Genomic DNA, 18,765 nt, shown 5'->3' with positions numbered 1-18,765 from the left:
GCGTTTCTGTTTTTTAATCCAATGTAATAATCTTTTCAGCGCTAAATGCGTAGATAAAACGACGTGGCATTGGCTTGCCCATCGCAACAAGTGCTTGCGCATAGATGTTTAATTGACCAGAGTAACGACTCGTTAGCGTTTCCGCTGCGTCTTCTGGTGTGACACGATCGGTCTTGTAATCGAATAACCAGACCTCACCGTCAACTTCAAAATAACCGTCAATAATTCCGTGGACCAACACCTTCTCATCCCCTTGGAACCCCTTGTACAAGCGACTAGCATCCAAGAGCAATGAGAATTGCACTTCACGTTCCAACGAATCAGCATGCATCACCATTTGCTTCCCAAGTGGCATTTCCGCAAAGAATCGTTCAATCTTAGCCAATGAAATTAGCGGTGCAACGCGTTCTTCAATCAACCCTTGCGTGGTCAAATCAGCGACCAGTTCACGCAAGTCATCACGCGATGGCGCACCATGTTGCAAATCAACGCGTTGCAACACCAAGTGCGTCGCCGTACCGATAGCAGCTGATGAAATGCGCGTTTCCGCCTCCTGCATAAACTCAGGTTCCGGCAACGTTTCATCGGTCAAACGCAATCCACTCATATCAGCCACATCTAGGCGGGCATCAATTGGACCACGACCCGCTTGCAAATCAGGATCTTCAAACAAGCGCTTGATTTCAGAAACTGACTGATAAGCTGTCGCACGCGTCGCTTCTTCAAAGCCGTAATCAAAGTTAAGGACTTGGTGCCAATCGGTATTAGCGACAACGGGGGCATTCGCCTCCGTCGCCACGGCAGCTTGTGGTGTGGCAACCGCTTGATACGCGTCCAGCGCTGAACGCAAATCAGCACTATCCACAATTTCAAGGCCAAAACTAAACGGCTTCTTAGGGGCCTTGGCACGGATTTCGCTGAAATCAACAACATCGTCTTCATCATAGCGTCCCAATGCTTCTTGCAGCGCTGGTGCTTGTGGGTGACGCATTAACGCCATCCCCGTCAAATCCATAAACGACTTTCCAGATAGACGCACCCAGTCTGGCAACATCCAGTCTGACCCATTTTCAGCTAACGACCACTTTGACCATAGCGCCTTCACGCTACTGTATGAGCCCACCATAAACAGGTGCTGCTCGGCACGCGTTAAGGCCACATATAGCACACGCAATTGCTCGGCAAAGGCCCCGCGGATACGGGCATCCTTCACGAATTCGCGTTGTGGTGTTGGCAACTTCAAATGGTGATCCAAATCCACGTAATCCATACCAGCCCCCGCTTGGGCATCCAACAGGACATCCCCCATCGTTTCGCGTTGGCTAATCATCTTACGCGTACTGTTCAACACAAAGACGATCGGGAATTCCAACCCCTTTGAACGGTGAATCGTCATTAATGAGACGCTATCACTCGCCACGTTGGCATCGGCTTCACCCAAGTCTTTGTCCTGCGTTTGTAACTGCGTCACGTAGTTAATAAACTGGTACAACCCAACAAAGCTACTCTTTTGGTACATCGCAGCGCGTTCATATAAGGCGTGCAAGTTTGCTTGACGTTGTGGACCTGATGGCAAGCCACCAACGTAATCCAGCCACCCCGTCGTGTTGTAAATCTGCCAAAGCAAATCAACAATTTGATTCTGAACGGCCAGCGTACGGAACGTCTCCAAATCAGCCAAGAAACGTTGCACCGCAGCAATTGTTTCGTTAACCAATTCAACTGAAACGCCTTCAACCGAAATTGTGAGCGGGTTATTGGCTAGTGCCTTCACAGCCGTAAAGAAATCATCATCCATCGCTTGGGTGCGAATCAACGCGAGCCCATTTTCATCAATGCCATACAACGGTGAACGAAGAACCGCTGCCAACGGAATATCTTGATGCGGATTATCAATCACTTGCAATAAACTCATCATGACTGAAATTTCAGTCGTTTGGAAATAGTTTTCCGCCCCATTCACCACAATCGGAATATCCATCTCACGGAAAATGTCCAACACATCCAAGTTTTGATTCTTAGTTGGCACCAAAACAGTCATATCGCTATAGCGAACCGGACGCTTCTCGCCCGCTTTACGATCAAAGATTTCGAACTTCGTATCCATCAATTCTTTAATCTTCAATGCCATCATCCGAATTTGGCCAGTCGCCTTCGTGAAACCATACTCGTTCTTCACATCTGGCTCATCTTCTTCAGCGTCGTCGGCATCATCTTGATCCAAGTACACCATCATTTGAGCTTCCTTGGGCAGGTCAGCCGGATAGTAATCCGCCCCCGCAACCAATTCGGCCTCACCGGCATACTCCACGTCACCCAATTGTTCACTCATAATCTGCGCAAAAATGTAATTGATGTAGTCAGTCACATTCGGCTGTGAACGGAAATTTTCCTGCAACGTAATCACAGTGTTGCCGTCAGTCTTGGGATACGTTGTCAGTTTGTGACCGAACAACGTTGGATCAGCTTGACGGAACTTATAGATCGATTGCTTAATGTCACCCACTTGGAAAGTGTTATCACCAGTCGCAATTTGTGACAAAATCGCTTCTTGCAGTTGGTTCGTGTCTTGATACTCATCGACCATGACTTCGTTGTAGCGCGCTTGTAGTTCCGCAGCTACCGCAGGTTGGCTAACGATTTGCAACGCAAAGTGTTCCAAGTCGTTAAAATCCAGCACCTTGCGACGAAGCTTCTCGGTCAAGAACGCCTCGCGGAAAGCTTGCGTGAAATCAACCAATTGCGTGATTACTTCACCAGCCCCGCCGATGGCAAGTTGCATACCGGCAGCATCCAAAGCAAAGTAGTTTTCTTGCAGCTTCTCGAAACGTTCTTTGATTTGCTCACGTTGGGCCTTAATTGGTTCCCAAGCCGCCTTTAGTTCTGGGTCATGCTTTGACGTAAAGTTCTTACCCTTTCCATCTTCACCTTTACCCCATCCCATCAAGGTCACTGATGCAAACGCCTGACGCAAATCATCCCAACTAGTTGGCGTATCTTGCAAGAGCGTCATCAAACGACCATATGCATCCGCATCGTTTCGAATGTTTAGCAAACGATTAACGGCCGGTGGTTCATCCATCGTATCCGGTGCTTGATTAACCAACTGTGTGATTTGGTCATTAATGGCCAACATCTCACTTTGCAACGTTGGCAATAATTGCGTCTTAAAGAAATTAGATGATGCAAAATCATCCCCAATCTCATAATCATCTGCCAAACTTTCCAACCACGCCGTTGTATCTGGTCGTGCCATCGCAAAGTTAAACAAGGTGAAAACTGATTCTTGCAGTGTGCGGTCGTCAGTTGACCCTGATGCGAATTGGGCCGCAAACTTCGCAAACGTTTGATCTGGGTCCTCAGCATAACGTTGCTCAAGCAAGTCACCATAGACTTCCATCATCAACAACGTGCGCTCGGCATCATCAGACAAACGGAATTGTGGATCCAAATCAATCGTGTAGTGATATTGCTCAATCAAGCGCAACGCAAACGCGTGCAATGTTGAAATGTTAGCAACGTTCAATAGACGTAGTTGCTTCAACAAATGCTGACGTTGCTCACCTTCAGACTCAGCTAGCGCGCCGCGAATTGCGCCCTCAAGACGTTCCTTCATTTCAGCCGCAGCCGCTTCAGTAAACGTTACGATCAAAAACGTATTCACGTTTTCGCCCGCCAGCAAGCGTCGAATCACACGTTCAACCAGGACACGCGTTTTTCCTGAACCAGCGGAAGCAGACACCAAGATGTTTTGGCCAGTTGTGGTAATGGCCGCTTCTTGTGACGTTGTAAAATTCATTAGTCTTCTCCCCCCTCTTCTTCATCTTCGTCGCCCTTAATCAGATTTTGCATCGCCTTTAAGGCATCGTCTGCCTTGAGCTTTTTAATATTACGGTATTCATTACCCATCATGGCATCAAACATCATGACTGGCTTGTAAGCCGTGTACATCATACCGGTCTTATTTGGCCCATCACGGAATGGCAATAGTGGGAATTGTCCGGCCAAAATGTTGGTCGCAATTTGGCGGATTTTGGCTTCATTAAATTGCAGCAACGTGTTCAAGTTGTCTTCCGTCACAACATCCGCTGTCTTGGCAAAGCCACCACTCTTCAAACGCTTTAAGGCAAATGGCGTCTTCACACCCTCGACACCTTCAAGGCGCTCAATGTAAGCTTCATTGTCACGAAGGACACCACGGTAAGCACCTTGGCTTGCGGCTGCTTTATCAGCTTCTTCCTGCAATTCAGCCAACGAAGCACCTGAAATATCCGTGGCCTTAATCCATGGGTTTTGAAGTGACCAGAACACTGCCCCGCCCATTTCACTGGTTGGTAGTACATCCGCATTGGTCAACATTGCGGTCCAGTACGTCATCAATTGCAATTCCAAACCAGCATAGGCTTGCGTGTAATCAAAGACACGCTTACCAGACTTGTAATCGACAATCGTTAAGAAGTTACCGGCTGGCGTTTCCACCAAGTCATAACGATCCACTTTTCCGCGGACCGTCACGCGACCAATTGGCAACTCATATTGCACCGGCTTCAGCTTGCTCTGTGGCAAACCGAAACCTGCTTCGACGCCAAGTGTATGCACCCCACCGTCAATTAATTGGCCACGCTTCATGTTCTGAACCGTATCGTGCACTTGTTCTGCCAAACGTTGCGTCAAGAATTGCATACGGGCTGAACTCGTGAAGATATCAAATGTGGCATCCCCACTTTGAAGCAAACCATGCAGAATATTTTGCTCCAACAGGCGCAATTCTGAATCAGTGAATTCACTCAACGTCTTGTTCTCACGAATTAATTCAGTGAACAAACGCTCCAGAATCGTGTGCATCAATGTTCCCTTTTCAGCCGGTGTTAGTTGTAACACCTGACGCTCTTGCAAACGCAGACCGTATTGCAAGAAGAACTCAAATGGATTCTTCGCATAGTTCTCGAGACGTGAAATTGAGGCTTTCAGGTCATTACCGAATAGTTGGCTCATCAGTGGTGCCATGATTTGGCTTGGTCGGTTTTCATACGTCAAACCACCCATCACACGGGCAGCCTGCGCCGGTGCCAGTTGCTTAATTTGCGCTTGCAAACCTTGCCAAGCACCACTCAGTTCAGCTGACTGACGGTCCTGCTTTTGGTTCTCCGCCTGACGGTTCACAACCACCAAGTGTGCGAGCGTACTTGCAACCGTTCCAACGTATTCGTGGACATCCATCGCATGTGGATCAGGCAATGCCTTAAACTCATGCACTGGTTGATGGAATTGACGCACCAAACGGGACACGTACGTTGACGCTTGTTGACTACCTTCGCCATCACTTGTTGCGTACAACCAAATCATGCGGGTCGCTGCCGTCATCATCGCGCTGTACATCAGCAATGATTCTTGGGCCATTTGTTGCTCAGACGTTTCGCGCAAGAACACATGTTCCGGCAACTTATCTTGCAATAATTCACGGTCACCATCATGTAGCAACGCCTTTGTACGGGTTGTTGCCGGCAAATTAACACTGGTTGCCCCAAACACAATCACTGTGTGATACCCCTGACGTTGCACGATTCCACTTTCAGACACACGCACTTGGTCCATTGTCGCTGGAATGCCCGTGTACTTAGCGCTTTCAAATGCGGCCTGGAGCAATTCTTGCAACGTTTCAACCGTCATTTCAGTGTGATCAAACACCGCTACGAAGTCATCCAGCACGCCAATAAACGTGCGCCAAACTTGCTCTGGTTGTTGGGCAGCCCACAAATCACCTGCTTCAATTGCGGCATCACGCCAGGCAATCAAACGTTGTTGAATGCCAATTTGTGTCAAAAAGCCGTATAACTCACGAGCCATCTCACGAGCATCTTTGGCTTCCGCTAGACGTGACAAAAACGGTGCCACCACCTGACTGATTTGATTATGAATCAACGCCAATTGGGCATCCTTAGCCGCTACGTGTTCGCGGACCACTTCGTCATCTGAGTCAGCCACGTTGCGGTCAAACTGCCATGGCGTATCATCCGTCCAACGCCAGCCTGGCAAATTCTTAGCCAACGCATAGTTTTCCGTTTCCGCCAACGCCTCACGATAGTCAGCCAAAGCGACATCTTCAGGCAACAGCAACTCCGTCTTCAATAATCCCATCACATCTGAAATGGTGTAGGCCGGTTCCAAACGGAATAGCTTATCCAAAAAGGCAACAAGCGGGTGGGCTCCCATTGGTCGATCCAAGTCCATAAAGACTGGAATTTCATAACGAGCAAACACCGCTGGCAAGATATTCTCATATTGCCCCAAGTCACGCGTCATCAACATGAAATCACGATAACGGCGCTTACCACTAGCCACTTCTTGGCGAATCATACGGGCCATTTGCTCAACTTCTTGATAACGCGTCGTCGCTTGCCACACATCAAAATCAGGCAATGGTGCTGCCTGCGTTTGTTGCTGAATGCCACGTTGTTCGTAATCAATCCAGAATGACTCAATGGCCGCAATCGTATCGCTAATTGGACGTTGTGCCGTCACGGTATTCGCCGTCACTGGGACATCATGTGCCACTGCAAAATCACGCAATTGGCGTGCTAAACGCTTAGGTCGGTAGAATAAGTCATTTTCTGACAACGTCACATCTGAGACACTGGCTGCTCCGTCGTCAGCTGGCAGCGCAATCGCTACACCACCTGCGCGTTCAATCAGTGCCTCAACAACCCCGCGTTCTGGTGTCGTCATTTGTGAATACCCATTAATAAAGTAGTAATGGTGCGATGTATCAGTCTTTTCCGTCGCCAAATAAACGCGCAAGGCCGTCAATAATTCACTGTTCAAATATTGACCCCGGTTGGCCAACTCTTGATCCAACGCTTCACCAATCAAGGCCAAGTCCTGCAACTTCATTTGCAATGTGCCTTGGCCTGATAGGTTTTCAGCCATCTCGCGTACTTCTGGCCACGTTAAACCGGCTTGCTTTAGTTCAAGAATCTGACTCGCAAATTGACTGATAAATCCTTGCTTGGTCAACAAACTGCCGTACAGCACCAAGTCATCTTGGTGTTCACGTAGCAAAGCTTGTACCAACATCGTCATACCAGTCGCTGACAAATTGGCTTGGCGATAAATTGGGTCATCTTGCATGTAGTACCAAGCTAAACGGCTCAATGAAAAGACTTGAACGTTCGGCACAGCCACTGCGGCCCCGTGACGATTTTCCAGCTCAGCCAAACGACTCAGCACTTGGATTTCTGTTTCAAACTTAATGTGGTTCGGTACCACATAAAAAATCTCGGCTTGCTCATCGGCTGCCAAGACCTTCTGCACACGCTCCAATAGCGCTAATTCATGGTCGGCACTTGCGCGACCAAACAACAATTCTAAAGCCATGTGCGCCCCCTTTTTCGTAACGTGTTGTATCTTCTCATTTTACCAGCTATACGTGAAAAAAGACCCCAGGCTTTTGCCCAGAGTCTGTCTGATTTCCAGCTATTGTGCCAACTTCAACAACGCTTCCGCAAAGATTGCCATTGAACGTGTTAAGTTAGCGACTGGTGTCGATTCATTTGCTTGGTGACTTGTGACCGGCACATCTGGGAACTGACCCCCAAAGGCGACACCACGCTTCAACAAACGGGCATACGACCCACCGTTTGATGTGCGCGGATTCATAAACATCCCCGTCTGCTTCGCATAAACCATTGATAGGATACCAACCAGTTCATCGGTTTCCGGCACCAAATGCGGTTCCATACCACCCGGCCATACTTCAACCGTCGCCTTAAAGTCGCCAAGGTGTCGTTGGACTTGGGTCATCACCGCTTGCACATTAACCCCTTGCGGATAACGGAAGTTCAGCAAAATCGTTCCCTGTCCGTTCAAACTAAAACGCATGACACCAACATTCAACGTCAGGTCTCCCATCGTTTCGTCGTGATAACGCAAGCCTAGATTGTCAGCCCCGATATCGTCATGCACTGTCTCACCAACAAATTGCAAAAATGTCTTCGCATCATCCGCAAACGCATACCGGTTTAGGAAATGGGCCAAATATGTGCCGGCATTCTCGCCATCCTGTGGATAGGCACCATGGGCCTGAACCCCGTTCAACAAGAGACGTAATTCTTGTCCCTTAATTTCAGTCTTACCACTTAAGAATGGGTATTGTGCTAGATACTGTTCAAAATCATGCACCATGCCATCTGGATCAGGTACGACCACACGCGCGCGTGCATCCCCTGGCACAACATTCGGACGCGTTCCAGCAATAAAACGGCGCAAAATATAGTCGCCAGTCGACACACTTGGGAAACGCAGTTGCACCGTTTGGAAAGCCTTCTCACCGTTCACAACCGGAAATGCCCCGTCTGGTGAAAAGCCCATCGTTGGTTCACCTTCCTGTTCGAAATAGCGTGGCAAATCACGCCAACCATTCTCTTCGTCGGTTCCAATAATCAAGCGAATCTTGCGGGTTAATTTAATCTCATGGTCAGCCAAATACTTCATGGCATAATACGCACTCATCAAGTCAGCTTTCATGTCCGCGGCCCCGCGACCAAAGTATAAGCCATCCAATATTTCAGGCTTGAACGGGTCACGCAACCACCCGTCACCGGCGGGCACAATATCGATGTGCGTCAAAATCGCCACGGTCTCATCGGCATCAGCTGGACCGTATTCAATCCACGTTACCATGTTGTCGACACGACCATAACGGAAGCCGTCACGCGCGGCCAATTCTTCCATCTTCGCTAACGCACGCACCATATCGTTTCCGAATGGTGTTAACTCTGTTTGCGTATTTGGATCTAGAATCGATGGTATTTTAACAATCTGATTCAGGTCCTGAATCAAATCGGCCTCATAAGGCTTTGTTCGGTCAGCCCATTCCATGACGGCCCTCTTTTCTCATTTGTTTTTAATACTTTGATTTTAACGATATCTGTTAACCCTGTAAAGTAAAAAAGCTACCAGGCAGACGCCTGATAGCTTTGCAAAATTCATTAAGAACGCTTCTTGTTGTAGTAGTAGAATACTGGCAATCCAATCAAAACCAATACGATTGAAATGGCAGCACCTGTAAAGTCGTTGATAACCGTTGAACCGATAACGAACAACGCCCCGAAAATCGCAACCAATGGCGTAATTGGGAACAATGGCGTCTTGAACAACGTGTCCATTTCTTCCAACTTACCCTGCTTTACTTGGCGACGCAACATGAAGACTCCGAAGAACGCAGCCGTGTAGAAAATCCAAATCGTGAAGATGGCAATGTCTGACAAACGATCAACACCTGACGTGTAGAAGATTGCCAAAACCAACGTCATAATCGTTACCGTCGCAATGGCGTTCGTTGGCTCTTGCGTCTTGCGTGTCAACTTTGACAAGTACTTAGGGAACAAGCCATCCAATGACATTGCGTATGCCATACGTGGGAATGACAACATCTTACCGTTCAACGTTCCCAACATTGAAATGATAATGGCCAAACTCAAGGCACGTCCACCGAAGTCACCAAACGCAGCCTTAGCAACCGCGAATGTCGCATTGTTTTGCAATGCCACAACCTTTTCAGCAGGCAAAGCGTGGTAAACACCAAATGTCACCCCAACGTAGGCGATGACAATCAAAATCAAACCACCAACAATTGAACGTGGCACATCACGACGGGGGTTCTTCAACTCACCGGCGATGTTTGACAACAAAATCCAACCATCATAAGCAAACAACGTTGCCAAGATGGCCATTCCGAAGCCACCACCTGATTGTGAGACTTGGTGAACCGTCTGTCCCAAAGCATCAACCTTACCGAAGAACAAACCGTAAATGATCAACACAGCGATTGGAATCAACTTAATTGATGTCGTAATCACTTGGAAGCTAGCCGCCACACGGTTTTCCAACATGTTCAATCCAGCGATGAACAATAGGAAGATAACTGAAATCCAAGTTGCAGCTGACGTTGGCAAGCCCAAGAAGTTAGCCGTCAAAAAGGCAGCGTAACCAGCGATTGAGGCAATGACGGCTGGTGCGTAAATCACAACTTGCATCCATCCCGTCAAGAATCCAGCAGCTGGACCGTACAACTCTTCGATGTAGCTGTACAACCCACCTGTCTTTGGCAAGCGTGCCCCGATTTCAGCAATCGTCAAACCAGCAGCCAACGTGATGACACCACCGGCAACCCACGCCAATAGCCCAAGCGTTGATGAACCAGCCGTTTGCAAAACCCCAGCTTGCTTAAAGAAGATTCCAGAACCGATAACCGTTCCAATAACGAGTGATAACCCTGACCAAATTCCCATTGATCGTTTTAATTCAACTTTGTTTTCCATGACCTACTCCTAGATTATTCCGTTCTTGCATAAAAAAACAGCCACCCAATCCTAGTGATTGGATGACTGCTAATCGTTCTCACAGTTCAAGCGTTACACGAAAACGCCCAATCACTTTTTGTGTTGAGTTGAAACGATCATTATTATTATTGTTGTTAACAAAACTGAACATAATCATTTCTCCTTCCAAAAAGTGTACGTTTTTCATAACGATTAAAATCTTATCATATTCTAAGAATTCTGACAATAAAAAATGGTGAACCCAATCGGATTCACCATTTCTATTAGTTACTTATTAAGCTTCTTCGTACCATGAGTAGTGGTACATTTCACCAGCTGGCTTGTCCGTACGCTCGTAAGTGTGAGCACCGAAGTAGTCACGTTGTGCTTGAATCAAGTTTGCAGGCAAAACTTCTGAACGGTATGAATCGAAGTATGCAACCGCAGCTGACAATGATGGCACTGGTACACCAGCAGCCGTTGCCAAAGCGATTACGTGACGAGCAGCTGCTTGGTACTTCTCAGCGATATCCTTGAAGTATGGATCCAACAACAAGTTGTGCAAACCTGCTTCGTTGTTGTAAGCATCCGTAATACGTTGCAAGAAGCGGGCACGAATAATCGCACCAGCACGCCACAATTGTGCCAACTCACCGTATTGCAAGTCCCAATCGTAGTGATCTGAAGCCATACGCAATTGGTCGAAACCTTGTGCGTATGACATGATCTTACCGAAGTACAAAGCCTCGCGGATGTCTTCAACAGTTGCGTCGACATCACCTTCGAAGTTGAATTCTGGACCAGCCAAAACCTTAGAAGCAGCTACACGATCTTCCTTCATTGCTGAAATATAACGTGCGTAAACTGATTCCGTAATCAATGATTGTGGAGCACCAACTTCAAGAGCTGATTGTGATGACCACTTTCCAGTTCCCTTGTTTCCGGCACGATCCAAAATCATATCTACTATTGGCTTACCTGAACCCAAATCGTCATCACGCGTCAAAATATCAGCCGTGATTTCGATCAAGTATGAGTCCAACTCACCCTTGTTCCACTCAGCAAACGTTCCTGCCAAAGCATCCTTGTCCAACTTCAACAAGCGCTTCAACAAGTCGTATGACTCAGCGATCAATTGCATATCACCGTACTCGATACCGTTGTGCACCATCTTTACGTAGTGACCAGCACCATTAGGTCCGATGTAGGCAACCGTTGGCTTACCATCTTCAGGTGCCTTAGCAGCAATTTCCTTCAAGATTGGCTCAACCAAATCATAAGCTTCGCGTTGTCCACCAGGCATCATTGAAGGGCCTTGCAAGGCTCCCAACTCACCACCTGATACACCCATTCCGATGAAGTTGATGCCTGATTCAGCAAGCTTCTCTGAACGGCGCATCGTGTCCTCAAAGAACGTGTTTCCACCGTCAATCAAAATGTCACCCTTCTCCAAGAATGGTAGCAATTCTTCAATAACAGCGTCAGTTCCTGCACCGGCCTTGACCATCAACAAAATACGACGTGGGGCCTTAATTGACTTCACGAATTCCTCGACAGTGTAACCAGGTACAAACTTCTTATCTGAGTGCGTTTGTACCAAATCTTCAGTACGAGCGCTTGAACGGTTGTATACCGCAACCGTGTAGCCACGTGATTCCACGTTCAAGGCCAAGTTACGACCCATTACGGCCAAACCAACAACACCAAAATCTGCAGTTGCCATGTTTTATTATCCTCCAAAGTGTGTCCTTAATCCCTCGATTGACTATAAGTCTAGTCTTCTTTATTTTAATGTCAAAACAAAAAGTGTCTGTGAATTAAATGTGAATTTGTTTACGACATATACAAATGTCAGATAATCCTATGGCAAAAGGCTGCATCACTAATTTTTGCAAAGAAAAACCCACGCGGATGCATGGGTTAATTTCCTTATTGATATTGTGCCAAAACGGCAGCGACTACGTCATCGCTCGCTGAGGCCGTCATGAAACGACCCATTGGCGTAATATCGTGACGATCTTTAAAGGCTAGCTTCTTTGTTTCAACTAGCATGACCGTCAAATTATTTTCCGTCAAAAAGAGTTGACCAGGCTTGCCTAGCTTACCCTTCGTGTGCTTACCAATACGCCAGCTGTGAAAATCGGCTGCTGTTAGCGGATTTTCCTTTGGCTCATAAGCGCCACTATTACTTTGCGTCATCACAACGCCAATTAATTCTGCTGTTGGATATTTATCTGCCATATTTAACCTCGGTAGTATGCCCACGGTACTTGTGGATCGAATTGCTCATCGGTTGAGACAACCAGTCCCTTCTTAAAGCGCGTCAACAACCAGAAACGGAGTGGCTCAGGGATACCAAGCATCTCGAAATCACTCGTTGAGATAGCATAGCGAATACCCTTTTCATCATTATTCATGACTTTTTGCACCCAGTTTGGGTCAACAATCAGCTCACGTGCAATCGCAGCACCATCAACGCCCGCTTGCACAAGTGCTTCAACTTGCTCCGGCGTACGCAATAAACCAGCGACGATCAACGGAATATCACCCAAAATTGCCTTGTACTTGGCGTAAAGTGGTTCCTTATCTTCCTTATTCATAAATGGCGTTTGGAATGCATCCTTTAATGAGATGTGGAAGTATGAAATTGGACGCTTGATAATTTCTTGCGCCATTGCCAATGAATCCGTAAAGCGAATACCCGGCGTTGTTGGCTCTTCAGGTGATTGACGGTAACCAATAATGAATTGATCATCCGCAAATTCAGCACGTGCCGCGACGACGGCGTCCAAAACAGCCAAGCCATAACGCATGCGGTCGTTCAAATCACCACCCCATTCATCAGTTCGTTGGTTGGCATGCTCTGAGAAGAATTGTTGCATCGCATACATGTTGGCACCGTGTAGCTCAACACCGGCAAAGCCAGCTGCAATGGCACGGCGAGTTGCTTCACCGAAGTCAGCAATGCTTTGACGAATTTCTTCATCCGTCATCGGACGTGGTGTTGCCATCCCTGGTTGGTGACCCGGCACATCAGAAGGACCAACGACGTCATCGTGCAATACCGCTGCCGTCTGTGCAATACGACCACCAAATGACAATTGTAGAACCGGCACCGAGCCACGATTCTTAATCACGTCTGCAATCTTCTTCAACCCTGAAATCTTTTCATCAGAATCGATACCGATTTGACCAACGTATGTCTTACCAGCCATTGAAACGTATGCCATTTCAACGATGACCAAACCAGGACCACCAGCACGCATCTTGTAGTAGTTCACCTCATCATCAGTCACAACACCCGTTGCAAAAGATGAACGCAAAGTCGTTGGTGGGAATACAACGCGATTCTTTATTTCAACACCATTCGCCAACTTGAATGGTTCAAGGAATTTATAACTCATTGTCATTAACTCTTTCTTATTATTGGTGCCCCCATTATAGCATTATGTACAAGTGGTAAAATTTTTTACCTCTTTTTCTTGCGGAACTTTCACCATGTACTTAAAATAAGTTTATTCATTTCATTGTTACTATTTTCGAGCAAAGAGGGGAAAACAAACATGAAGTTTGAAACGAAGGTTATTCACGGTGGTACGCAAGGAGATCCAGTTACTGGAGCCGTTACCACACCCATTTACCAAACATCAACCTATCACCAAAAGGAGCTAGGTGGTGGCGCTAAGTATGAGTACACGCGCGGTGAGAACCCTACCCGCTTCGCTTTGGAGTCAGTTATGGCTGACATTGAAAACGGAACGGATGGATTTGCCTTTTCATCAGGAATGGCTGCTATCCACGCAACAATGAGCTTGTTGAAGGCCGGCGACCACATCGTCATGGCCAACGACGTTTACGGCGGAACTTTCCGTTTGGTTAACCGCATTATGGCCGAGTTGGGCATTAAGTTTACGGCGGTTGATACGGCTGATAGCGATGCTTTGAAGGCCGCAATGACGCCAGAGACAAAGATGGTTTACTTGGAATCACCTTCTAACCCATTGATGCACGTGACGGATATTGCTGAAGCATCAAAGATTGCCCACGAAGGTGGCGCAATCGCGGTTGTTGATAACACGTTTGCTTCACCATACAACCAAAACCCATTGGACTTGGGCGCTGACGTGGTTGTTCACTCAGGAACGAAGTACTTGGGTGGTCACGCCGACCTATTGTCAGGGTTCGTGGTTGTGAAGGATGCTAAGTTGGCTGAGCGTATTAAGTTCATCCAAATGTCTATTGGTGCCGTCTTGTCACCACAAGATTCATACATGGTGCAACGTTCAATTAAGACGTTGGCTTTGCGTGTCCAACGCCACAACGAAAATGCGATGGCGTTGGCTGAGTTCTTGAACAACCACCCAAAGGTTGCCAAGGTTTACTTCCCTGGTTTGCCAGGTACGCCTGATCACGAGATTGCTAAGAAGCAAATGCGTGGTTTCGGCGGCATGATGTCAATCGAGCTACAACCTGGTTTGGATGTTAAGAAGTTTGTTGAGAACTTGGATGTCTTCTTGTTGGCCGAGTCACTTGGTGGTGTTGAATCATTGATTGAAGTGCCAGCAGTGATGACCCACGCTTCTATCCCACGCGAGATTCGTATTGCTAACGGCATCAAGGATGAGTTGGTTCGTATCTCAGTAGGTATTGAAGATATCGACGATTTGATTGCCGACATGTCAAAGGGCTTGGATGCCTTGTAATATTGATAAATTAAACTCCCCAACGATTTCGGTCGTTTGGGGAGTTTTTCGTTATGTAGTTTAGTTTGTGGTTAGTGTCCGTCCACCACTAACTAACACTCAACCAAAAGTGCAAAATAAAAACCGCGTGAACGTATATCTACGTTTCACGCGGTTTTTCAGTAAGCTACTGATAAAGTCAAATTACTTTGACTCCAATTCAGCCTTACCCTTGGCCCATTGTTGGATGTTAACAACTTCAGCCACACGAGCCTTCTTTGCAGAATCGTGTGATGTTGGTCGCTTACGAGCCCATGAGTTGTATGGTGATTGAACAGCCATGATCATTTCCTCCATTTATGTTATCGATAACTTTACTAGTATACCGATAAAAACAAAGTGCGTCAAACTTTTATCCCAAATCCGTCATTTTTTCATCGCGTATAAGTTGTGAACACTAGGTCCGCGCCGTATACTAAGGTTACTATGATTACACAAAAAACAACTTTCCCAGATTTCGTCTGGTTCCAAGTACATGATATGACCCCTGAGGAACGAGAATGGCTGACCAAAGACCAACTCATCCCCAATGAACTCCTAAGCTATGCCGTCGACCCCTACGAAAGTGCCCGTATGGAATACGACGAAGAAGCCGATTTAACGTTGATGATATTCGACGTCGTCACACCAACATCACCTCGTGCCACGACTGAACCCGTCGGCATGCTCTTTAGTAATGACCAACAACGTCTCTACACCTTCACTCGTGAGGAAACGGATTACGTGGACAGCTACTTGAGCGGAACTGAAGTTAGTCGTCGCCCCTTGCCTGACCAGGCCACGCCGCTTGATGTCATTTTGAATGGTACGGAGCTACTTTCTTCAAAGTTTATGTCGGCAATTCTTGAAATCAATCGCCGTCGCACACCAATTCAAAGTGAAATTCGCAAGACGAAGCAAACGCAAAAGACAATTGATCAATTGATGGATTTACAGACGGATTTGATTTACCTATTGAATTCTTTGCACACTGACCGCGACTTGCTACGCAGCTACAAGGCGCGCCACAACATCCAACTAACTGATCACCAATCAGAACGTATTGATGACGTTACGGTCGAGTTGCAACAAGCCATCGACACCGGTGCGTTGTCACAATTGGTTACCAACCGTGTTTCAGATGCCTTTGTTAACCTTGCCAATTCAAACTTGAACTGGACGATGAAACTTTTGACAGTGTCATCAATCGTCCTAACGGTGCCTAATATTGTGTCGGGGTTCTTCGGTCAAAACGTTGACCTTCCCTTTATGCACACCCACATGGGCTGGATTGTGACACTTATCATCACTTTCATTCTGATGATTATCACAACGATTGTCCTTTGGCGTTCGGGATTTTTCCGCAAATAGTCATCCACAGCAGAACCTTTTTGGGGTTCTGCTTTTTCGTTTTTCCCTGTGTATAACCTGTTGAAAAGCACTCAACCTTCCCACAAGAAAATGAGACTTATCCACAAATATACAGACTTTTACACACCCAGCTGTGGATAAACCAGGTAAAAACCGGTGCAAAAAAGCCGACCGCAACTAAATGCGATCGGCTAATTTCGTTTACTTCAAATGTAATTTGTGTGCGATTGTTGCTGCACGTTGACCAAGAACACTTTCACCAACGTGCGTCTTAAGCATTGCGACACCGTAGATACCAGCACCAACCAGACCAACAACAACCGTGACGATCAATTGGGCCATCTTTGTATCCGGCACGAATAGCGTCAACGTGTTCGTCAAGAGCGCTACGACAGCATACATGACCAAGCCCCAGAACAGGATAACCATCAATGAGAAATTGAATGGCGCCCAGTCGATAGCGTATAACACACTTAGTCGGCGGACCGAAATAATCAATCCAACCGCAAAGGCCAATACCGTCGCCATCAAAGGTCCGGCACCTTGCAACCAAATCGTCAAAGGCACTTGCAAGACCAACTTCAAAATCAAAATCAAGCCTAGCACCTTCACCGTGAATGACAACTCATTCAAACCTTGGTAGATGGCCAAGACAACCATGTACAATCCCAAGGCGATGGCCGTGAAGCTGGCGAATTGCAAAATCAACGTTCCGTTCGTCGCATCATTCGTGTTGTAGAACAGAATGTATAGCGGATGTGCAACGGCAGCCATCCCCAATGAGGCTGGTACCATCACAAACGCTAGCAACTTGAACGCGAATTGAATTTGATTACCAATATTTTCACGGTCACCAATCTCTTTAGCTCGTGCCAACATTGGCAAGGCCGTTTCCGCCATACCAACGGCAAGCGAAACAACCAACATAACCAACTTGTTTGAGTTAAAGGCGAATTGCGCAAACATGGCTTGCATCGTATTGTGCGTTGCTGACGTGAACGCCTTCATGATGTGGAAGAACGTATATTGGTCAATCACTTGCACAATCGCAATTGCAGAACCCGCAAAGATAACTGGCAATGACTGGCGTGCCATGCGAATCATGATTTCGCGTGGGTTGAAGTCTGGCGCTGGAATATTCATCGCCATCTTTTCAGCAAAGAACTTACGACGCTTCCAGATACCAAATACCAAGACGATGATTCCGGCTAGCGCACCCCAGAAGGCAGCCAACGTTGATTCAACCGTGGCATCGACCCATGTCCCGTGATGACCAACCATAATCCAGTACGTCATCCCCAACATGTAGGCCACGCGAATCAATTGTTCAACGAACTGTGACAAAGCCGACAGTCCCATGAACTCGAATCCTTGCACGTATCCACGCAACATTGATAGCGTTGGAATCAACACCAATGCAGCTGATAGTGAACGGATAACCGGCACCACGTTCGGATCTCCTTGCGAGAGAACACCGGCTAGCAAGTACAAGATCGCACCAGCAGCGATTCCTAGCACACCACCAAACTGTAAGGCTTGGCGGAAGATGCGACGCACGGCATCATAGTGACGTGAAACGCCATACTCCGCAACCAAACGTGCCAAGACGTTTGGCAACCCAGCCGTCGCAATCAACAAGGCCACACTATAAATTTGGTAACCTTGTGCATACAATGAGTTGGCAGAATTGAAATACACATTTCCAATCATGGCCACCCATGGAATAACATATAAGGCCCCTAGTACACGTGACGCCAAGCTACCAATTGTCATCCAGGCTGAACCACGCAACATACGTGACGCCGCATTACTATCATCAACTAAATCAGTTTCAATTTCTGGAACGGTCGTTAGTTCATCGGCCACCATAATCGGTGTTTCTGCTGATGTATCGTCTTCTTCTGCGAAGGCTTCCGGCAGAACGCTTGGTTCAGATACCGTCGTCGTGTCACTAGTTTGGCTAGCAACCGGCGCAACATCAATTTCACTAGCTGGTTCATCGAATTGACTTGGCAATTCAGAACTTGCTGGCAATGCCACGTCAGCTGCCGCTTCATCAATTGCCTCGCTTGCGACCGACTTAGGCGTGTCCTCACGAACAAATGTATCTGCAACTTGGTGTACCTTAATCGTCGATACGCCTTCAGGTCGCGTTACCACTTCTGCCACTGAGTGCGACTGCGTAGGTGTCGTTGTCGCTTCTGATGTTATCTTTTCTTCATCACGTGCTTCAAAGATATCATCAATAGTGGCCCCATTAAGGAGAGCAGCCAATTCTTCAAACGTTATATCACGTCGGAATGGTGACTCTTCATACTGGGGTGATTTTTCATCAGCCATGTTGACCGTTCCCC

The 18,765-nt window shown here is 47.1% G+C and carries 11 protein-coding genes; 2 read left to right on the top strand and 9 right to left on the bottom strand.

All coding sequences use genetic code 11. The annotated features are described in order from the left end of the window. Window positions 1-13: 13 nt before the first annotated feature. From addA to ACAW68_00825, 7 genes are all read right to left on the bottom strand, one after another. The gene (addA, locus tag ACAW68_00855; GenBank protein ID XGA16155.1) at window positions 14-3,799 is read right to left on the bottom strand and encodes a helicase-exonuclease AddAB subunit AddA; all 3,786 of its coding nucleotides are present in this window, start codon (window positions 3,797-3,799) and stop codon (window positions 14-16) included. After that, window positions 3,799-7,374 carry a PD-(D/E)XK nuclease family protein gene (locus tag ACAW68_00850; GenBank protein ID XGA16154.1) on the bottom strand — a complete coding sequence of 1,192 codons (3,576 nt, stop codon included), beginning with the start codon at window positions 7,372-7,374 and terminating at the stop codon, window positions 3,799-3,801. The genes addA and ACAW68_00850 overlap by 1 nt, the downstream gene beginning before the upstream one ends. Window positions 7,375-7,473: 99 nt before the next feature. Beyond that, window positions 7,474-8,877, bottom strand: a complete 1,404-nt coding sequence (gene pepV, locus ACAW68_00845; GenBank protein ID XGA16153.1) for a dipeptidase PepV — start codon at window positions 8,875-8,877, stop codon at window positions 7,474-7,476. A 110-nt stretch (window positions 8,878-8,987) separates the two neighbouring features. After that, window positions 8,988-10,319, bottom strand: a complete 1,332-nt coding sequence (locus tag ACAW68_00840; GenBank protein XGA16152.1) for an APC family permease — start codon at window positions 10,317-10,319, stop codon at window positions 8,988-8,990. Window positions 10,320-10,614: 295 nt separating this feature from the next. Beyond that, on the bottom strand, window positions 10,615-12,042 hold the full coding sequence (gndA, locus tag ACAW68_00835; GenBank protein XGA16151.1) for an NADP-dependent phosphogluconate dehydrogenase: 1,428 nt from the start codon (window positions 12,040-12,042) through the stop codon (window positions 10,615-10,617). Between the two features lie 206 nt (window positions 12,043-12,248). Next, the gene (locus ACAW68_00830; protein ID XGA16150.1) at window positions 12,249-12,560 is read right to left on the bottom strand and encodes a hypothetical protein; all 312 of its coding nucleotides are present in this window, start codon (window positions 12,558-12,560) and stop codon (window positions 12,249-12,251) included. A gap of 2 nt (window positions 12,561-12,562) precedes the next feature. Then, window positions 12,563-13,723, bottom strand: coding sequence for an NADH-dependent flavin oxidoreductase (locus ACAW68_00825; protein ID XGA16149.1), 1,161 nt, complete (start codon window positions 13,721-13,723; stop codon window positions 12,563-12,565). Window positions 13,724-13,882: 159 nt separating this feature from the next. Between ACAW68_00825 and ACAW68_00820 the strand changes: the two genes are divergently transcribed. Next, entirely contained in the window at window positions 13,883-15,022 is a 1,140-nt protein-coding gene (locus ACAW68_00820; protein XGA16148.1) for a PLP-dependent aspartate aminotransferase family protein, read from the top strand. A gap of 183 nt (window positions 15,023-15,205) precedes the next feature. On the opposite strand, the gene ACAW68_00815 is transcribed toward ACAW68_00820, so the two are convergent. Next, window positions 15,206-15,343: a hypothetical protein gene (locus ACAW68_00815; protein ID XGA16147.1), complete on the bottom strand. Its 138-nt coding sequence runs from the start codon at window positions 15,341-15,343 to the stop codon at window positions 15,206-15,208. Between the two features lie 144 nt (window positions 15,344-15,487). Here ACAW68_00815 and ACAW68_00810 point away from each other — a divergent pair, with 144 nt between their 5' ends. Then, complete coding sequence (locus tag ACAW68_00810) at window positions 15,488-16,411, top strand: magnesium transporter CorA family protein (protein ID XGA16146.1); 924 nt, start codon at window positions 15,488-15,490, stop codon at window positions 16,409-16,411. Window positions 16,412-16,612: 201 nt separating this feature from the next. Here the strand turns inward: ACAW68_00810 and ACAW68_00805 are convergent, their stop codons facing one another. After that, window positions 16,613-18,751: an oligosaccharide flippase family protein gene (locus tag ACAW68_00805; GenBank protein ID XGA16145.1), complete on the bottom strand. Its 2,139-nt coding sequence runs from the start codon at window positions 18,749-18,751 to the stop codon at window positions 16,613-16,615. Between the last annotated feature and the right edge of the window lie 14 nt (window positions 18,752-18,765).

It is taken from the genome of Weissella confusa (assembly GCA_041871065.1).
GTDB classification, from domain to species: Bacteria; Bacillota; Bacilli; order Lactobacillales; family Lactobacillaceae; genus Weissella; species Weissella confusa_A.
The sequence above is the reverse complement of the archived record's forward strand: the minus strand, read 5'-3'. Positions and strand labels throughout refer to the sequence as shown.

Coding starts and splice junctions, on each gene's coding strand:
- addA (XGA16155.1), bottom strand. CDS start 3,799: ATGAATTTTACAACGTCACAAGAAGCGGCCATTACCACAACTGGCCAA.
- ACAW68_00830 (XGA16150.1), bottom strand. CDS start 12,560: ATGGCAGATAAATATCCAACAGCAGAATTAATTGGCGTTGTGATGACG.
- ACAW68_00810 (XGA16146.1), top strand. CDS start 15,488: ATGATTACACAAAAAACAACTTTCCCAGATTTCGTCTGGTTCCAAGTA.
- pepV (XGA16153.1), bottom strand. CDS start 8,877: ATGGAATGGGCTGACCGAACAAAGCCTTATGAGGCCGATTTGATTCAG.
- ACAW68_00825 (XGA16149.1), bottom strand. CDS start 13,723: ATGAGTTATAAATTCCTTGAACCATTCAAGTTGGCGAATGGTGTTGAA.
- ACAW68_00805 (XGA16145.1), bottom strand. CDS start 18,751: ATGGCTGATGAAAAATCACCCCAGTATGAAGAGTCACCATTCCGACGT.
- gndA (XGA16151.1), bottom strand. CDS start 12,042: ATGGCAACTGCAGATTTTGGTGTTGTTGGTTTGGCCGTAATGGGTCGT.
- ACAW68_00820 (XGA16148.1), top strand. CDS start 13,883: ATGAAGTTTGAAACGAAGGTTATTCACGGTGGTACGCAAGGAGATCCA.
- ACAW68_00850 (XGA16154.1), bottom strand. CDS start 7,374: ATGGCTTTAGAATTGTTGTTTGGTCGCGCAAGTGCCGACCATGAATTA.
- ACAW68_00840 (XGA16152.1), bottom strand. CDS start 10,319: ATGGAAAACAAAGTTGAATTAAAACGATCAATGGGAATTTGGTCAGGG.
- ACAW68_00815 (XGA16147.1), bottom strand. CDS start 15,343: ATGGCTGTTCAATCACCATACAACTCATGGGCTCGTAAGCGACCAACA.